Raw genomic sequence first — 16,596 nt, 5'->3', positions numbered from 1 at the left:
TAATCTCATGTTTCGCTATCCCTCCCATCAAAAACTAGTCCGCCAGCTAACGGCGATTGCGAGAGAAGAATTAGAACATTTTGAACTAGTAAATCAGTGGCTCGAAAAACGCCATATACCTCTAGCTCCGTTGAATGCTCCTCCTTATTTTACTAAACTCAAATCTCAAGTACGCCATGGTGAACCAGATCGCCTAATCGACTCCTTGCTACTCTCAGCCATTATTGAGGCTCGTTCTCACGAAAGATTGGGTCTAATTGGGGAAAACTGTCCCGATCCCGAATTAGGCAAGTTTTATGGCAGTTTAATGGCATCTGAAGCCCGACATTACGGAATTTATTGGCTACTAGCCGAACATTATAGCGATCGTCTTACTGTCGAACGGCGTTTGGCAGAATTGGGAGAATATGAAAGCCAAATTTTGAGTAGCCTCCATCCAGAACCGAGGGTACATAGTTAGGTTTAAATTATGCAAATTATGAATCTAGTTGGGAAAGTTGTGGAATCTCAACCTCAGAGTTGTTAGAAGATGTCTTCTTACTTTCGAGAATGGGAATGCGGACTAAGAAACAAGTCCCGATATTTAGTTCGCTAGTCACAGAAATTTTACCCCCATGGCGTTTGGCAATCGCCGCAGAAATTGCTAAACCCAAACCCGTGCCTCCTTTACGACGAGAGCGAGCTTTGTTTGCTCGCCAAAAGCGATCGAAGACTTTGGATACTTGATCGGGAGCTAGCCCAATTCCCGTATCGCGGACGCTAATTATTGCCATGCGGTTTTGCTTGTATAAATCTAAGCTAACTCTTCCTTCATCGGGAGTATATTGCAGGGCATTTTCTAACAAATTAGAGAATAAACGGGATAATTGGGCGGCATCGCCTAAAACAGATATTTCATCTCTAAATTTAGATTGAAAAACAATTTGCTTTTCGCTTGCTAAAGGTTCGAGCAAAACAAAACAATTTTGCAGAATTTGATTGAGAGATAAAGGAGTCAGTTTGCGATCGCGCATCGCTTGATTGGGATTAGCATCCGCACGGGCTAAAAACAAGAGATCTTCCAAGGTTTGATTCATTTGTAATGTAGCCCCAGATATCGCTTCGAGCTTTTTCACATCTTTGGGATGGATTCGCTCTGGGTGAATGCGCATAATATCAATTGAAGCTTTGATAGCTGTTAGGGGGCTGCGTAACTCGTGGGAAGCATCCGCAGTAAATTGTTTTAGTTGTAAGAAACTCGCTTCAATCGGTTCGATCGCTTTTTGAGTTAGCCAGAACCCCCCCAAACCTATCAGGATCAGGGTTAGCATACCACCAGTAACTAAAATCCAAAATAGTTGTTCTTCCGCTGCTTCTATTTCTTCGCTAGATTGAGTGGCGCGGATAAAACCCACTAAAGTAGGAGGTCCTGCTTCGCCATTACGACGAATAAACATTGATAGAGTATGGGTGCGGAACACCTTTTCTGTTTCGGGTTTTTGAATAAATGTTGTTCCTACTTGTGGAGGGACTCCTAATTGAATTTGTCCTTTGCGACCAAGCAAATTTCCGTCTTTATCAAACCATTCCAAACTCTGACTATCTCGATTAAAGATATCTCGCCAAGGCACTTCTTCAACTTGACTCAGATATTTATTCCCCCGATCTCGTACCGCAGTAAAAGAAGGAGTAGCCGACTGAGCTAGGGTCAATAACTTTTTATCTAGTTGCTTGTATAAATTGCGTCGAAAAACAACATAAACCCCAGTGCCGAAAACACTCAAAATTGCTGCCATAACAATTAGGTAATAAATCAGCAATCGCGATCGCAATCCTTGATACATATTCAATATTTATACCTGTTGGGGTTCTTCTTTAAGACGATATCCCAAGCCATAAACCGTCTCAATTAAATCGTGAGGTGCGCCAGCTGCCTCTAATTTTTGTCTCAATCCTCTAATATGAGCTTTGACCGTGGCTTCTTCTGGTACTTGCTCGAAAGACCAAAGATGTTCTAAGATCTGAGCTCGACTGAAAACCCGCCGACCATTACGCAAGAAAAATTCTAATAATTTATACTCTTTAGGACTTAGGGGTAGAAGATTGTCATTGTAAAATACTTCACAACTGCTGGGGTCGAGTTTTAGTTTTTCCCAAGTTAGGATAGGGGGTAAGCTTCCCGCACCGCGACGTAGCAAAGCACGAATGCGAGCCGATAGTTCGTCTAATTCAAAAGGTTTGACCAAATAATCATCTGCTCCTGCGTCCAAACCTTCTATTTTGTTTTCCAAGGTGTCTTTGGCTGTGAGCATTAAAATAGGAATATCAAAACCTTTTTTGCGTAGTTTTTGGCAAAGAGTAATTCCATCCATTTCGGGCAACATGACATCCAATAAAATCATGTCGTAGGCAAACACATCTAATAGATCCCAAGCACTTTGACCATCATAGACAGCTTCCACAGCGTAGTGTAAATCGCTCAGATATTCAACTACAGCATCGCTAATCCTTTCGTCATCTTCAACAACTAAAATTTTCATAAATCTTTGACCGCTAGAGTTTGGTTAAATTTAAGTAATAAATCTAGTAAGTTATGGTTGTATCTCTGGCTATAGTATCGTATCCAAGCGACCAACAACAATCAACCAGCAAATATTTAATTGCTGATTCCTTTGAGCGATCGATGTGTATCATTTGAATAGTTGAGTCGGAGAAAGGTTATAATTCTGCCCTATCTTTGTTTAAATTAAGCTAAATTTTTATCAGATCGCTGAGGGCGTAACTTAAAGTTAATGAATGTGCTAAATATTGTTAATCTGGGAAGACGTTGGCTAGCAGCAACTCCCGAACGAGCTTTAGATGCAGCCTATCGAGCAGCAATCAAAATTAAAGCGATCGAAGACGATCATTTTGGCGGGCAAATTGTCTCGGCGAATTCTGTGGAATATTCTGCTAGCGTAATTAAAGTTTTTAAAAACGATCTCAATAGCTATCTCAAAAAGATCGAAGCTAGACTGGCAGAATTTAGATTGAGTCGGGGTTTGTTGATTTTTTCTGATACTCAACCCAATGATTCGAGTCAGAGTGTCGTTCGCTATACTAACGGTTTTGATGAAAAGCTAGAATTAACTATCGTTGAAAAACTTGCTTTTATTGACGCAGTAACTGATAAGTATCGCCACCCTGACTATGACGAGGTCGAACTAATTGCCACTCGTCCTTTAGAGAAGAATCAGCCAAAAAATCGTTTAATTGTCGATCGCAATAATCGCACCATTGCTCTCAATCGGGCAAAATCAGCCAGTAACGGTAAAGAACCCAATACAGAGACTATTACTGATAAAACCAGCGTTTTACCTCGTTCTTTTATGCGGACTTTGGGACGCATTCGCCAAGAAATCGACCCCAAGGCAGAAGATACAGAAGAAGAAGTGGTCAAAAAGTTTCGTAAAAGTCGCAATAAAACAGCAATTTCAATTCGTTTTCTGTTAATTTTAATTATAGTTCCCCTCTTAACCCATCAGGCAAGCAAGAGCTTATTCATTCTTCCTTTAGTACAAAACTACTTTGCCGATCGCCAGCCTCAAGTTTTATTTATTAATAAAGATATGGAAGAAGAGGCATTTAGGTCGTTGCATCACTATGAAGAACAACTTCATTTTCGAGATATCATCAATCCTGATTCTCATCTCAGTCAAGCAGAAGAAGAAGAAAAAATTCAGCTAAAAGCCGCAGAATTATCCGCAGAATTTAGAGCTAGAGGTGTTAATGCTATTAGTAATGTATTTGCTGATTTCTTTTCTCTATTAGCTTTTGGCGGCATCATTTTCTTCTGCAAGCGAGAAATTCAAATTATTAAATCGTTCTTAGATGAAATAGCCTATGGCTTGAGCGACAGTGCCAAGGCTTTTTTGATTATTTTGCTGACGGATATGTTTGTAGGTTATCACTCTCCTCACGGTTGGGAAATAATTTTGGAAGGTATTGCCCGTCATTTAGGTTTGCCCGAAAATCGCGAGTTTAATTTCTTATTTATTGCTACTTTCCCCGTAATTCTGGATACGGTTTTGAAATACTGGATTTTCCGCTATCTCAATCGTATTTCCCCTTCTTCTGTAGCTACTTATAAAAACATGAATGAATAAATTATTCTGCTTGAGCTTGATAAATTATGGCGCGATTGCGCCCTTGTTTTTTGGCTTGATATAAAGCCTTATCCGCAGATTCTATAAGTTCTTCAATGGAAATAGTATGATTGTGATACAAACTGGCAATGCCCATGCTGATACTGACATATTTACTGACCTTTGAACCTTGATGGGGAATTTCCATGGCTTTCAGCTTAGACTTAATGCGGTTAGCAACAATTAGGGCAGTTTTGGGATTACTATTAGGCAAAACTACTACAAATTCTTCCCCTCCATAGCGAGCCGCCAAATCGCTACCGCGCACCGAACTACTCATAGCCAGAGCTACTTTTTGCAAGCACACATCCCCTGACTGGTGTCCGTAAGTATCGTTATAAACTTTAAAAAAATCGACATCGCATAAAATTACTGCCAAGTCTTGTTTATCTCGCTGACTTTTCGACCACTGTTGTTCCATAAAGCGATCGAAGAAACGACGATTTGCTAGTTTAGTCAAACCATCGGTAAAAGCAATCTTTTTCTGATTTTGATAGTGATATCCCGTGACAATTGAATTGGCTAAAATTAACCCTAATAATGGTGCAATAGTTGGCAGCCACCAACCGAAAATAAACAGAGCGTAGCTGCTGGTAAACAAAATTGCCACGGGAAGAAAAAGACCAACGGCAATTGACTTAATTGAATTAAACGGATCTTTAACTAGTAAGTTCTTTTCTAACAAAAGCAAACTAAAGCCACTACCGACAATCGACCAACCCAAAATCCAAACCCATTCGAGCATTTCTGTAACACCATAGAGCATAATCCTGCCATCTAAAGCACTAGAGAGAGTCTGACTGGCAATGTTGGCGTGTATGTATACCCCAGGCATAATTTTAGGGCTACTTGATGATTTACCGTCATAGGGAGTAAAAAATAAATCATTAAGACTAGGAGCAACTGACCCAATTAAAACCAGACGATCTTGAAACATATTCTGAGGAATGTTTCCCTGTAAAACATCATTCAAAGAGGTACGAATAAAGCTATCTTCCCCGCCTCGGTAATTGAGTAATACTTGATATCCTCTGGCATCGACGTTAACGTAGCCTCCAGTGTTTTTCTTGACTGGCTTAATAGTGGCTTTACCCAAAATTTTACTGGAATTGTCGGGACTATTTTCGAGAATAATATTGTCTTGCTCTAAATACATTAAACCCGTTATTGCCCCCAATCCTAATAATATTTCTCCATCCTCAAATTCTGCCGAAATTAATCCTCGACGTACTTTACCATCTCGATCTAAAACCAGATCTGCCATGCCAATTTGACCTAGCTCTTTTAAAACTGGAGGTGGCTTTACCGTCTCGCCAATGGCTTTAGTAACGCCAATCAAATTGGGAGTGGAGCGAAAAATTGCGGCTAATTGCTCTTGTTCTTGAGAGTCTCCGACACGAAGATCGCGATATAAATCTAAACCGATGACTCTGGGTTTTTGTTGCTTAATAATTGTCAATAACTCTGCCAAGGTGCGATCGGATATAGGCCATTCTCTTAATTTGTTGAGATCCGATTCCCTTATTTCCACGATTGCAATGCGAGGATCTTTATCTTCTTGAGGACGTAACTGAAACCATCGGTCTAAAACCGACCATTCCCAAGTCTGATAGATACCAGTCAGATTAACTCCGACGATCGCAATCGTTACTAGAGGTGCGATCGTCATTACTCCTTTTAGCTGCTGAAATTTTTGTCTTATGGTTGATCGAACCAAGGGTGCTTGTCCCTAATAAATTGCAATTCTTTTGTCTTCCAATTTACTCGACAAATTCAGCTTTGGCGACTTTTTCTAGACCAACTTGCTGCAATAAATTTTCCCAGTTATCAGCGATGGTTTTATTCTCAGGTTGAGCTATTTTTAATTCTGCCAAACTAGCTACAGTATCGTACCAAAGACCTGCTTTACCATAAATAATCGCTTTTTTTAAAGAGTTATTTGGGGGTAAGTTTTGGGTCAAATTATTATCTTTTGTCATTCTAGTAATATAACCTTGAGCTACAGGACTATCTGGTCTGAGCTTGCCATCGCACATTAAAATTAAAGACCATTGATATTTTTGTTCGATACTCAATGGAGGAGCCTCATCGGGCAAGGTTAAACTAAAAATACCAGCGCGATTGCTAATGGGCAAAACTGTCTGATAATCATAATCCTCAGCTTCATCTCTTACAGAAAATAAAGCGGTGGTGGCAGATGTTTCTGGTAGATAGACCATTAATGTAGGATGAGATTTAATAGTTAAGGCTTGAGCAGCAGTGGGTAATAATGGTGTTATGGGTAAATCTAAGTTTCGCGCATCTAAAGGGCATTGTTCTCCTCTAGATGCACCTCCAGTTGTTTGTTTGGGTTTGTCTCCTTGAGGCGGTTCAAAAGTTACTATATTTTTTTGGGTATAAACTGATTTATTTTGCGCTACTGCATTTCCAGATAGTAAACTCAAAAAAATCAAAGCAGTCGCCATTTTTTTTGCCCAAAATTGCGTCCCAAAAATATTTTTATATTTATTCATTTTATGGAATTCATATTTTTGAATATTACATTTATAATTATAAATTGTGTGTTTCTTTAGTAATTATTTTTTCGATGAATTTTTAGTAAAAAACAAGTAATTATAAATCGCAATCAATCTCCCAAAAAAAACGTATAATTACAGTTGACAATAAAATTTTTTCAGTCAAGTAATTTATTTGAGAGAAACGAAAATAATCTTTAAGTAATCTCTCTGAGAACCATAAAATATGTAAGATAAGTTGAGCTAAATGTATCTAGTATTTTTTTGACTCAATATTCCAATCTGGCTGACACAAATTTTAAAATCTCTACCTGGAACATTTTGTTAGATTTAGCTAGCTTGTAAGCACAATATCAAATTTGTAGATCGATGTACCACAACCATAAGTTACTGGCTAGCATATTGATTTTAATTTATCGTTTGTTGAGAAAACCGATTTCCTTCTCGATCTATAGTTTATTTTATTTTGGTTTTAATATTATTCCCGTTCGAGCAGAAGATAACATTTTGGTTATTCATTCCCATCATGCTGAATTATCTTGGACAAAACAGCAGCAAATGGGAATAGAAGAAGGATTTGCCGAAATTAATCGCAAAAACAATGTTTTTCACGAATTTTTGGATAGCCAACGTCATCCAAAATTAGAACACGAACAAGAATTTGTTGATTACATCCAGAAAAAATATAATCGGATTCCTCTCGATCTAATTATGGTGGTAGACGATCCCAGTCTGCGTTTAGTGCTAGAACAAAGGGATCTCGCCTTTGCCGATCTGCCTGTGGTTTTTTTGGGAATTAAACATCTCAGACAAGAATTACTCGACACTCCCTGGCTAACAGGAGTCATTGAAAACTATTCCGTAGCAGAAACTGCGATTGAGGCTAGTAGACAGACTTGGAGTAATACCATTATTGCGATCGTCGATTCTACGGAAACAGGGCGCGAAAATTTGCAGTTAATTGAAGAAGTAAACAGCATATCTAACCCACCTTTGACAGTAGAAATAATTGAGGATCTAGCAGTGGAAGATATCGAAAATCGTTTGGGTAAATATCCCGATCGCTTGCCAATTTTGCTTTTAGGTCAGCTGCGTCAAAGCAATTCTGAGCCAGCTTTTGTCGATCCCCTCGAAGATAGTCAAATTTTGCAAAAGCTGGTCCCCAATCCCATTTATGTTGAAGACGAAATCCGTTTGGGAAAAGGAGTAGTGGGCGGAAAAATATTCGATCGCCAGTACCATATCAGACAAGCTGTAGAATTAGCTCAAGAAATATTAGATGGAGCTAAACCCGATGAAATTGGACCCATCTTGACAGGAAAAAATCGTTGGGTTTTTGATTACCGAGAGCTGTTACGACACAATATCAAATTAGAACTTTTACCCGACAATAGCGAGTTACTATATGTCGAACCACCTTTTTATGTCAAATATAAAACTTTAGTCTTAATTACAGTCTTAAGTCTTTTGTGTAGCTTTTTAACCATTGTTTTATTAATTGAAAAAAGTAGAAAACGAGCGATCGCCACTAAGACTTTAGCGGAAAACGAACAAAGGTATAGAGACTTGGCTAAAGCAGGAGCAAATGTTTTCTGGGAATTAGACGCACAACTGAGATATTCTTATATCTCTGGGGATATCGACGATTTATGTGGTTTAAAGCCATCTAATCTTGTGGGTCACTATCCCCCAGATCTACACCGTAATAATACAAAACTGGATGTAGATTGGGAACTTTTTCAACAAATAACTAAAGCCAAACAACCGTTTAAAAATTTTACTTTTAGTCTGCAAGATAAAAACGATCGAATCAGAATTTTTAAAGTTAATGGCAATCCTTTATTCGATCGGGATAATAAATTTCAAGGATATCGAGGAGTTAAACAAGAAATTACCTCAGAGCAAAATCTCTATCAAAAAATTGCCTATCAAGCTACTTATGACGACCTGACTGGCTTATTAAATCGTCGTGAATTTAATGATAAACTGAAAAAATCTGTTGAAAAAGCCCGTAAATATAATACCAAATCGGTTTTATGTTATTTAGATCTCGATCGCTTTAAAATTGTTAATGATACAGCAGGACATTTGGCTGGCGATCGCCTATTATCAGAATTAGCGCAACTATTAAAAAACACCATTCGCAAAGAGGATACTTTAGGCAGATTAGGTGGAGATGAATTCGGACTAATTTTGGAAGGTTGCTCGATTAACGAAGCAGAGCAAGTATGCGAGCAACTAATTTATGCGATCAATAACTATCGTCTTAAGTGGCAAAACGTAGAATTTAACGTTGGAGTTAGCATCGGTATGGTGGGAATAGCTCGCCAATCTATGGATGTAGCGGATTTATTAAGTCGTGCCGATCTTGCTTGCTATCAGGCAAAAAACTTGGGTAGAGGTAGAGTGTATATTGCCGAAAACAACAGTCAAGAAATCGATCTACAACAAGTTCAAATGGGGCATATTGCTAATGTCTCTCAAGCAATTAAAGAAAACCGTTTTTATCTAGTCAAGCAATTAATTAAACCCACAATTGATGATGGCAAACAACGGCAACATTATGAAATATTATTGCGACTCAAAGATCGTCAAGGAAATTCAATTGCTCCTGAAGAATTTATTCCTATAGCCGAGCGTTATGGAGTAATTACGATTGTGGATCGCTGGGTATTAGAGGCAACGCTTAATTCCTATGCACAATATTTTGCTCCTCAAAAAGCTATAGTTTCGATTAATTTATCGGGTGCGAGTATTAATGACGAAAGATTTACTAATTATGCGATCGATCTAATTGAAAAGTCTCAAATATCTGGGGATTGTCTTTGTTTTGAAATTACCGAAACCGCTGCTATTTCTCAAATTACTCACGCTCAAAAGTTTATTGCAACTATGAAAAACTTGGGAGTAAAATTTGCTTTGGATGATTTTGGCAGTGGAGTTTCTTCCTTTGGCTATTTAAAAAGTCTTCCCGTAGACTATCTCAAAATTGACGGTAACTTAGTTAAAGCAATTCTCAATGAAGATTACGATCGCGCGATCGTTAATTCAATTAATGAAGTGGCTCATTTGATGGGAATTAAGACAATTGCCGAATTTGTTGAAAATGACCGCATACTTCAATATTTGGGTGAAATTAGCATTGACTACGCTCAAGGTTACGTAATGGGTAAACCAACTAAAATAGCCTCTCCTAATTAAGCCTTTCCTAAGTAAGATTTATGGGACAATTTCTAGATAATTATTATTTTATTCTTGTTGTAAATTTGGATTTACTGCGCTTTTCATATGGGTAGAGCACATAATTAAACTTTAAAAAATAAATCCCCAAAATAAGTCTCCTCGTAAGTATCGAGGACAGTATATTGATTAGTCAATTCTAAAATAATGATTTAATAATTATTAATTAATTTACTAGCAATCTATTTTAGTCCATCGGGCTTGTTGGGGGTCAAAAGAATCGCCGAATATAGTTTCTGCATCATAATAAACTTTATAAGTATATTCTTGAGGCAGTTTTGCACCTCTTAAGTCTGCTTTAGCAAAGATTGTATTAAATAAATACGCTTCAGTCAGATCTACATTTTGAAGATTGGCTTGAGTAAAATCTGCATCTTTTAAATGGGCTTTGCTCAAATTAGCTTGGCATAAATTAGCACGCTCAAAGCTAACATTTGCTAAGACTGCTTTACTCAAGTTAACTAGAGCTAAATTTGTTTGTTTTAAACTAGAACTACTTAAATTAGCACTACTCAAATTTGCCTCTCTAAGATTAGAGCCATCTAATTGAATTCCCTTTAAGCTTACTCCCATTAGAGGAGCTTTAGTTAGCTCTGTACGACGAAAATTAGTTTCTCCTTGATTGTATCTGGTGAGAATTTCATAAGGCTTCGTAAAAGAAAAAACATTGGAGTGATAAATTTTAAAAATATTAGCCAAGAAAAAATCGATCGTTAATTGCTTGATATATCCTCTTGTTACTGCCAAGCGATGAAATCTAATTCGTTTTTCTTGTTGTTTTTGCTCCCGCAACAAAAGAGCAATTTGTTGTTCGTTTAATAAACCCGATTGGCGTAAATAATAAATTAGAGGTTTTTTTTGTGTTTGATTTAATAATTTAGGCCATTTTTCTACAAAGAAATCCGCAGTTTGCTGTTCGATCCAATTATGATTGGCTAAAATCTCACCAATTCGACGATTATCATTCTGCTGCTGTTGTAAAGCTAATTCTAGTTGAGTGGCAGAAATTAAACCTGCTTCAATTAAAATTTCTCCTAAAGGTCGGCTAGCTTTAGAAACTATTAATTCATCTTTATCGAATGAATTTTTCATTGTTTAAACATTCTTTTGTTCGTGGAAAAATAGTTAAATCTAGAAAGTCAAAATAGCTTTTTAGATTATAACAATTCATATTTTAACAACTTTAATATATAACTCCATAGGAGTTTATAACCACAACAATATTGTTTTCCTATTAATTATATTTGTTTGGTATTAAAAAAAAGTTGCAAAGGGTTAGTTAATAGGTAGGAGTGAAACTTGAGAATAGATAACGCCAAATTATAGTCATTCTAAATAATTGACCTACGATTCAATAGCTTTAAGGTCAGAGGTCAGAGGTCAGAAGGTTTTTAGACTTTGATCGTAGATTAAATTTTTTAGATGGTTTCTCTTTGGAATGACTATAATTACTAGGGATTAACCAACTGACTCGACCACATACCATCTGCTTCTAGTTGATAAAAACAACGCCGTTGCGGATCGCCCCTTAATTCTAGATGATCTACTTTTTGGGGAATGAGCAATAATAAACAAAAGTTATCTAAGGGAAGCTTGGGATCTGGCAGATCGACATCAAAAGCCGACTTATCCGCTGCGGGTTGACCTGGATCTGCCCAGGCAAATTGCGATCGCGCTGCATCGGAAAGATTGTGCCAAGTTATTTTACGGGCTTTTTGTAGATCTAAATTGGTTTCATCGACTGTTACCAGACGTAAGTTGCCACTAATGCGGAATTGTTCGCGGGTTTTAGTGAAATACCAGCAAATTTCACCTAAAGCTTGATAATTAATATCTTTAATTTTCCCACTGCGAAGATCGGTAATAATTTTTAGACTGCTGCGATCGTCTTCTAAAAATCCCCTGAATACTACAGTACGGTTGCTAGGATACCCTTCTGGAGTAACGGTAGCCAGTTGAAAATAACGAGAATGGGGTTTGGCGCGATTGCGATGAATCGCACTAGCTAAAGGCGATCGCCAAGAAGGTAACATAAAAATAAAACTTTAAATTAAAAGTTTAAGTAAACTGGTTATTGTAGCAATTGTTGTAACGATTAAAAATATAAAATATCATGATATTTAATAAGTAAATATACTGACATTGATAATTGAAAAATGAGCCGTAAATTACTCTTAGTTTTACTGACTGCTTTTAGTTCTATGGCTGCGATCGCATCGCCAGCAGCAGCCCAGGAGCAAGAACTGCCAAAATGCTACATAATCGAGCCAGATGGAGAGTTACGGGATTTAACCGATCTTTGCAATACTAGTCAGCAGCAATCCCCTGAAGAGACAACCGCCAATATTGATGGTGTAAACGTAGTTAACAACAATAACAATACTATTGACTTCGTACCATTACAAAATAGAGATAGATATATTTTTGGTGATGATGGTTTTACAGAGTCAGGAGATATCGATAGTTCCTACTATATCGATAATGAAATCGGTTCTGACTATACAGCTTATACCAGACGGTATCGTATCTCTAATGAAGATAGTTTGCGAGCGCAAATTAGAGAACAAGTGTTTCGGTTTGATGACAGTCGCGATAGCTTAACTTCGATTATCAGAAGAGGAAGAGACAACACTCCTTTTTTGATTTACCGCTATCAAATATAACCTATAACCTATAACTGTCCTAACTACCCACTACCCCGCAAGGGTAGACTTTTTACATTTGACTATTAGTATTACATATTCAGTAATGTCAGTAAATTAAGGTGGGCAATGCCCACCATCATATTTATGGTATTTGTACGTAAATTCTCAAATATTTAAAAGCTCAAACTACCAATAGCCTAAATATCTTGCTATTGATTGGCTATTACCTCTTGCTGAATGGTTTCAACTACTCTTTGCTCTACATTTTGGGGTAGAGGAATATAGCCTAATTGTCGAGCGTATTCGTCTCCATTATTTAATGCCCAGTCTACAACGTTTTGTAAAGCTTGTGCCTTAGTAGGATCGTCATATTCAGGATAGAGTAATAGCCAAGTTAAACCCGCAATCGGATAAGCATCGGGATTTTCAGGATCGGGGACGGTAAGAGCAAAGTCTTCAGGAATAGTTGTTCCCTCTTTGTGTTGAATAATTTGTAAATTGTTTTCTTAGTAATTAATACTAATCAAGATAGGTAAAGATGAAATTAAGTTTTTTTTTAAAGAAATATTATTAAAATATTTAAAATTACAATCTCTAACTTTAGTTGTAGAGTTAATATAACTTTTGCTAGATGTTTGTTTTAATAAAGATTAAATAAATCCATTAATTACTTGATATAGTTTAAATTTTCAAGGGTAATTAATAATGCAAATATTGATATTATTTTAAAGCTTCTATCATTTAATTAATCAGAAATAAAGCAAGTATTCAAGTTGTCCTGTGAATAAACTTTTATTTATTTGAATATTATGTTGCAATTAATATTTTATTAAGAAAAAATTAAGAAGTAAAATATATTTTATTTTACTATCTCTATCTTGAGAAATAGATTAAAAACGCTGTTAAAAATTATATTTGAATAGTAAGAAGAGCAGTTAATAATTAGCAATAAATAAAAGTAAAAACAGATACAAAACTGTCAACTCTCAATTTAATAAATACTGTAAATAGCAGTCAAAAATAAATAAAAATAACCAAGTTTACCCATATTTTTGAGCATTATGACTTCTACTGCTGTTAACTCTCAAACAGACAATAAAAAACGGACAACTACAGAAAAAGGTATCGATCGCAGTTTTATCTGGCTGACACGCATTTTGGCATTTGCCATAGCAGGAGTTTTGCTGTGGATTGCAATTCGAGTCGGAATACAAGCTGTTCCCGCTATTAAAGAATTTGGCTGGTCTTTTTTAACCAATAGTGCCTGGAATCCGCCCGAAAAACAATATGCCATCTTGCCGATGATTTACGGTACTGTGGTTAGTTCTCTAATCGCTTTATTAATTGCTTTTCCTGTGGGAGTAGGTTGCGCGATCGTCTTGAGTGAAAACTTTCTGCCTCGATCTGTCCGTCGCACTTTAGTTTTTTTAGTCGAGCTATTAGCAGCGATTCCTAGCGTAGTTTATGGACTGTGGGGAATATACGTGCTAATTCCGTTTCTCAAGCCGATTGGTTCTTGGTTACATACTAATCTAGGCTGGTTTCCTCTTTTTTCCACTCAATATATTGGTCCTGGAATGTTTCCTGCGGGAATTATTTTGTCGATTATGATTTTACCTATCCTTACCGCGATCGCTCGTGATTCCTTGGCTTCTCTTCCCCCCAATCTCCGTTCTGGTGCTTATGCCGTCGGCTCAACCAGATGGCAAACGATCTTTAGTGTGCTAATTCCCGCAGCTTTTTCGGGCATAGTGGGCGGTACGATGCTAGCTTTGGGACGAGCTTTAGGAGAAACAATGGCAGCAACCTTAGTGATTGGCAATAGTAACGAGCTCAATTTTTCCATTCTCGCTCCTGCTAATACCATTGCCTCTCTAATGGCGAATCAATTTTCGGAAGCTAGTGGTTTGCAAAGAGACTCTTTAATGTATGCAGGATTAGTCTTATTTGCCATCACTTTAGCGGTCAATATTTTAGCAGAGTCAATTATTCAGAAAGTCAAAAAGTATTAGTTGTTAGTTATGTCATCTGAAACTTATTATCAACAAAATAGCCTCGATACCTTAGAGATTTCTCAGACTCGCCCTCGTACTATTATTGGGACTTTGCTTACCACTCTGGCTTTTGCTTTACTAGGGTTGGCTTTATTACCTTTAGTATTGGTAATTGTTTACGTGATTATTAAAGGTGGCTCTCGTCTCAACTGGAACTTATTTACTGAGTTGCCCCCAGCAGCATTTCAAGAAGGTGGTGGTGTTGCTAATGCTATTGTGGGAACGCTGATATTAGTTGGTATTGCTGCTGCCATTAGTATTCCCATCGGCGTGTTAGCAGCAGTTTACTTATCGGAATTTGCCCCCAAAAGGGTTGCTCGTTGGATTCGTTTTTTCACCAATGTTTTGAGTGGCGTGCCTTCAATTATTGTCGGGATCTTTGCCTATGGCGCGATCGTCCTGAGAACGGATAGTTTTTCGGCTTTTGCGGGGGGTTTTGCCTTGGCTGTGTTGATGTTGCCGATTGTGGTGCGGACAACCGATGAGGCATTACAAATCGTTCCTCAGGAGGTACGTTGGGCATCAGTAGGGGTTGGGGCTTCTAATTTTCATACCGTACTAAAAATTGTGTTACCCGCAGCCATACCTGCAATAGTTACGGGAACGACCCTGGCGATCGCCAGAGCAGCAGGAGAGACTGCACCTTTAATCTTCACGGCTCTATTTACTCAATTCTGGCCCCAAGGTTTATTTGAGCCGATTCCTTCCCTTTCGGTTCTGATTTACAACTACGCTACTGTCCCCTATGAAAACCAGAAAGAGTTAGCTTGGGCTGCTTCTTTAATTTTGGTGGTACTAATTTTACTTGCCAATATTATCTCGCGCTGGGCAACTCGTAAGAGTATTTATTAACAAATTAATTTAGGAGAGATTTTACTCATGTCTACTCAAGAAAAAACATCACAGTCGCGATCGCAAGCCTCTCAATCAGAAACGATTCTCAAAGCTGAAGATGTCACCGTATCCTATGATGATTTTGCTGCCTTGCGGGGAGTCTATATGGACATTCCTAAAAATCAAGTTACGGCTTTAATTGGTCCATCAGGTTGTGGCAAAAGTACCCTATTGCGTAGCTTTAACCGCCTCAACGATCTAATTGATGGTTGTAAAGTTGATGGCAAAATAATTTACCGCGATAAAAATCTTTACTCAGACAACATTGATGCGGTTGAAGTAAGACGACGCATTGGGATGGTATTCCAAAAACCCAATCCATTTCCCAAATCAATTTATGAAAACATTGCTTATGGTGCCAGAATCAATGGCTATAAAGATAATATGGATGATTTAGTGGAAAAGTCTTTAAAACAGGCAGCTATTTGGGAGGAAGTAAAAGACAAGCTGAAACAAAATGGTTTGTCACTTTCTGGGGGGCAACAGCAACGTTTATGTATTGCTAGAGCGATCGCCCTTAAGCCTGATGTAGTCTTGATGGATGAGCCTTGTTCTTCACTCGATCCCGTTTCTACCAAAAAAGTAGAAGATTTGATTCATCAACTCAAAGAAAATTACACCATTGTCATTGTGACTCACAATATGCAACAGGCAACTAGGGTAGCGGATATGACCGCTTTTTTTAATGCCGAAGAAGGAGAATCGGGCAACCGCTTTGGTTATTTGGTGGAATACGATCGCACTGAAAATATCTTTGAAAATCCCCAAGAAGAATCCACTCAAAAATATGTTAGTGGGCATTTTGGTTAAAGGATTAGTTGTTAGTTGTTAGTTGTTAGTTGCTAACAGTTAATTACCCACTACCGACTACTACTACTTAACCTGAGTTCGGGATAAGAGAATTGCTCGAAGAGAATAGTCTTTAGTCTTTAGTTCTTAGTCTTTAGTCTTTAGTCTTTAGTTCTTAGTCTTTAGTAGCTCAGTTGAAACAGGCAGCCAGCACATATCTATAGATTACATTACCTGTATAAATTCAATCGAGGGGTTAAACATTATATGTAGTAATTGACTTACTCTAGGTTTT

Annotated in this window: 13 protein-coding genes; 7 read left to right on the top strand and 6 right to left on the bottom strand. The window is 37.6% G+C overall.

The genetic code is table 11. The features are described from left to right. Nucleotides 1–460: MiaE family protein (locus AC33VI_RS12480; RefSeq protein WP_491782593.1), on the top strand; the 460-nt coding region annotated here is incomplete at its 5' end. Nucleotides 461–476: 16 nt separating this feature from the next. On the opposite strand, the gene AC33VI_RS12475 is transcribed toward AC33VI_RS12480, so the two are convergent. Together AC33VI_RS12475 and AC33VI_RS12470 are read right to left on the bottom strand one after the other, a co-directional pair. Further along, nucleotides 477–1,823, bottom strand: a complete 1,347-nt coding sequence (locus AC33VI_RS12475; RefSeq protein WP_491782594.1) for a sensor histidine kinase — start codon at nt 1,821–1,823, stop codon at nt 477–479. A 9-nt stretch (nt 1,824–1,832) separates the two neighbouring features. Next, complete coding sequence (locus tag AC33VI_RS12470) at nt 1,833–2,519, bottom strand: response regulator transcription factor (RefSeq protein ID WP_491782592.1); 687 nt, start codon at nt 2,517–2,519, stop codon at nt 1,833–1,835. 252 nt (nt 2,520–2,771) lie between these two features. Here AC33VI_RS12470 and AC33VI_RS12465 point away from each other — a divergent pair, with 252 nt between their 5' ends. Next, nucleotides 2,772–4,124 (top strand): proton extrusion protein PcxA, encoded by a 1,353-nt coding sequence (locus AC33VI_RS12465; protein ID WP_491782591.1) that lies wholly within the window; start codon nt 2,772–2,774, stop codon nt 4,122–4,124. 1 nt (nt 4,125) lies between these two features. On the opposite strand, the gene AC33VI_RS12460 is transcribed toward AC33VI_RS12465, so the two are convergent. Continuing rightward, nucleotides 4,126–5,880: a CHASE2 domain-containing protein gene (locus tag AC33VI_RS12460; protein ID WP_491782590.1), complete on the bottom strand. Its 1,755-nt coding sequence runs from the start codon at nt 5,878–5,880 to the stop codon at nt 4,126–4,128. A 43-nt stretch (nt 5,881–5,923) separates the two neighbouring features. Further along, nucleotides 5,924–6,676, bottom strand: a complete 753-nt coding sequence (locus tag AC33VI_RS12455; RefSeq protein ID WP_491782589.1) for a DUF928 domain-containing protein — start codon at nt 6,674–6,676, stop codon at nt 5,924–5,926. Nucleotides 6,677–7,048: 372 nt separating this feature from the next. On the opposite strand from AC33VI_RS12455, the gene AC33VI_RS12450 reads away from it, so the two are divergent. Then, the gene (locus tag AC33VI_RS12450; protein ID WP_491782588.1) at nt 7,049–9,880 is read left to right on the top strand and encodes an EAL domain-containing protein; all 2,832 of its coding nucleotides are present in this window, start codon (nt 7,049–7,051) and stop codon (nt 9,878–9,880) included. Between the two features lie 213 nt (nt 9,881–10,093). Here the strand turns inward: AC33VI_RS12450 and AC33VI_RS12445 are convergent, their stop codons facing one another. Further along, a complete protein-coding gene (locus AC33VI_RS12445) occupies nt 10,094–11,011 on the bottom strand; it encodes a pentapeptide repeat-containing protein (protein WP_491782587.1) in 918 nt (305 codons plus the stop codon). 359 nt (nt 11,012–11,370) lie between these two features. Beyond that, nucleotides 11,371–11,952 (bottom strand): Npun_F5749 family FMN-dependent PPOX-type flavoprotein, encoded by a 582-nt coding sequence (locus tag AC33VI_RS12440; RefSeq protein WP_491782586.1) that lies wholly within the window; start codon nt 11,950–11,952, stop codon nt 11,371–11,373. A gap of 123 nt (nt 11,953–12,075) precedes the next feature. Here AC33VI_RS12440 and AC33VI_RS12435 point away from each other — a divergent pair, with 123 nt between their 5' ends. From AC33VI_RS12435 to pstB, 4 genes are all read left to right on the top strand, one after another. After that, nucleotides 12,076–12,582 carry a hypothetical protein gene (locus tag AC33VI_RS12435; RefSeq protein ID WP_491782585.1) on the top strand — a complete coding sequence of 169 codons (507 nt, stop codon included), beginning with the start codon at nt 12,076–12,078 and terminating at the stop codon, nt 12,580–12,582. 1,043 nt (nt 12,583–13,625) lie between these two features. Beyond that, on the top strand, nt 13,626–14,576 hold the full coding sequence (pstC, locus tag AC33VI_RS12430) for a phosphate ABC transporter permease subunit PstC (RefSeq protein ID WP_491782584.1): 951 nt from the start codon (nt 13,626–13,628) through the stop codon (nt 14,574–14,576). Nucleotides 14,577–14,585: 9 nt separating this feature from the next. Beyond that, nucleotides 14,586–15,470: a phosphate ABC transporter permease PstA gene (gene pstA / locus AC33VI_RS12425; RefSeq protein ID WP_491782583.1), complete on the top strand. Its 885-nt coding sequence runs from the start codon at nt 14,586–14,588 to the stop codon at nt 15,468–15,470. Nucleotides 15,471–15,497: 27 nt separating this feature from the next. Next, nucleotides 15,498–16,322, top strand: coding sequence for a phosphate ABC transporter ATP-binding protein PstB (gene pstB, locus AC33VI_RS12420; RefSeq protein ID WP_491782582.1), 825 nt, complete (start codon nt 15,498–15,500; stop codon nt 16,320–16,322). The last annotated feature ends 274 nt before the right edge of the window (nt 16,323–16,596 follow it).

It is taken from the genome of Waterburya sp., assembly GCF_058530065.1.
Note: the sequence above shows the minus strand (reverse complement) of the source record. Positions and strands in the feature narration are given on the sequence as shown.

Coding starts and splice junctions, on each gene's coding strand:
- AC33VI_RS12475 (WP_491782594.1), bottom strand. CDS start 1,823: ATGTATCAAGGATTGCGATCGCGATTGCTGATTTATTACCTAATTGTT.
- AC33VI_RS12470 (WP_491782592.1), bottom strand. CDS start 2,519: ATGAAAATTTTAGTTGTTGAAGATGACGAAAGGATTAGCGATGCTGTA.
- AC33VI_RS12465 (WP_491782591.1), top strand. CDS start 2,772: ATGAATGTGCTAAATATTGTTAATCTGGGAAGACGTTGGCTAGCAGCA.
- AC33VI_RS12455 (WP_491782589.1), bottom strand. CDS start 6,676: ATGAATAAATATAAAAATATTTTTGGGACGCAATTTTGGGCAAAAAAA.
- AC33VI_RS12450 (WP_491782588.1), top strand. CDS start 7,049: ATGTACCACAACCATAAGTTACTGGCTAGCATATTGATTTTAATTTAT.
- AC33VI_RS12445 (WP_491782587.1), bottom strand. CDS start 11,011: ATGAAAAATTCATTCGATAAAGATGAATTAATAGTTTCTAAAGCTAGC.
- AC33VI_RS12440 (WP_491782586.1), bottom strand. CDS start 11,952: ATGTTACCTTCTTGGCGATCGCCTTTAGCTAGTGCGATTCATCGCAAT.
- AC33VI_RS12435 (WP_491782585.1), top strand. CDS start 12,076: ATGAGCCGTAAATTACTCTTAGTTTTACTGACTGCTTTTAGTTCTATG.
- pstC (WP_491782584.1), top strand. CDS start 13,626: ATGACTTCTACTGCTGTTAACTCTCAAACAGACAATAAAAAACGGACA.
- pstA (WP_491782583.1), top strand. CDS start 14,586: ATGTCATCTGAAACTTATTATCAACAAAATAGCCTCGATACCTTAGAG.
- pstB (WP_491782582.1), top strand. CDS start 15,498: ATGTCTACTCAAGAAAAAACATCACAGTCGCGATCGCAAGCCTCTCAA.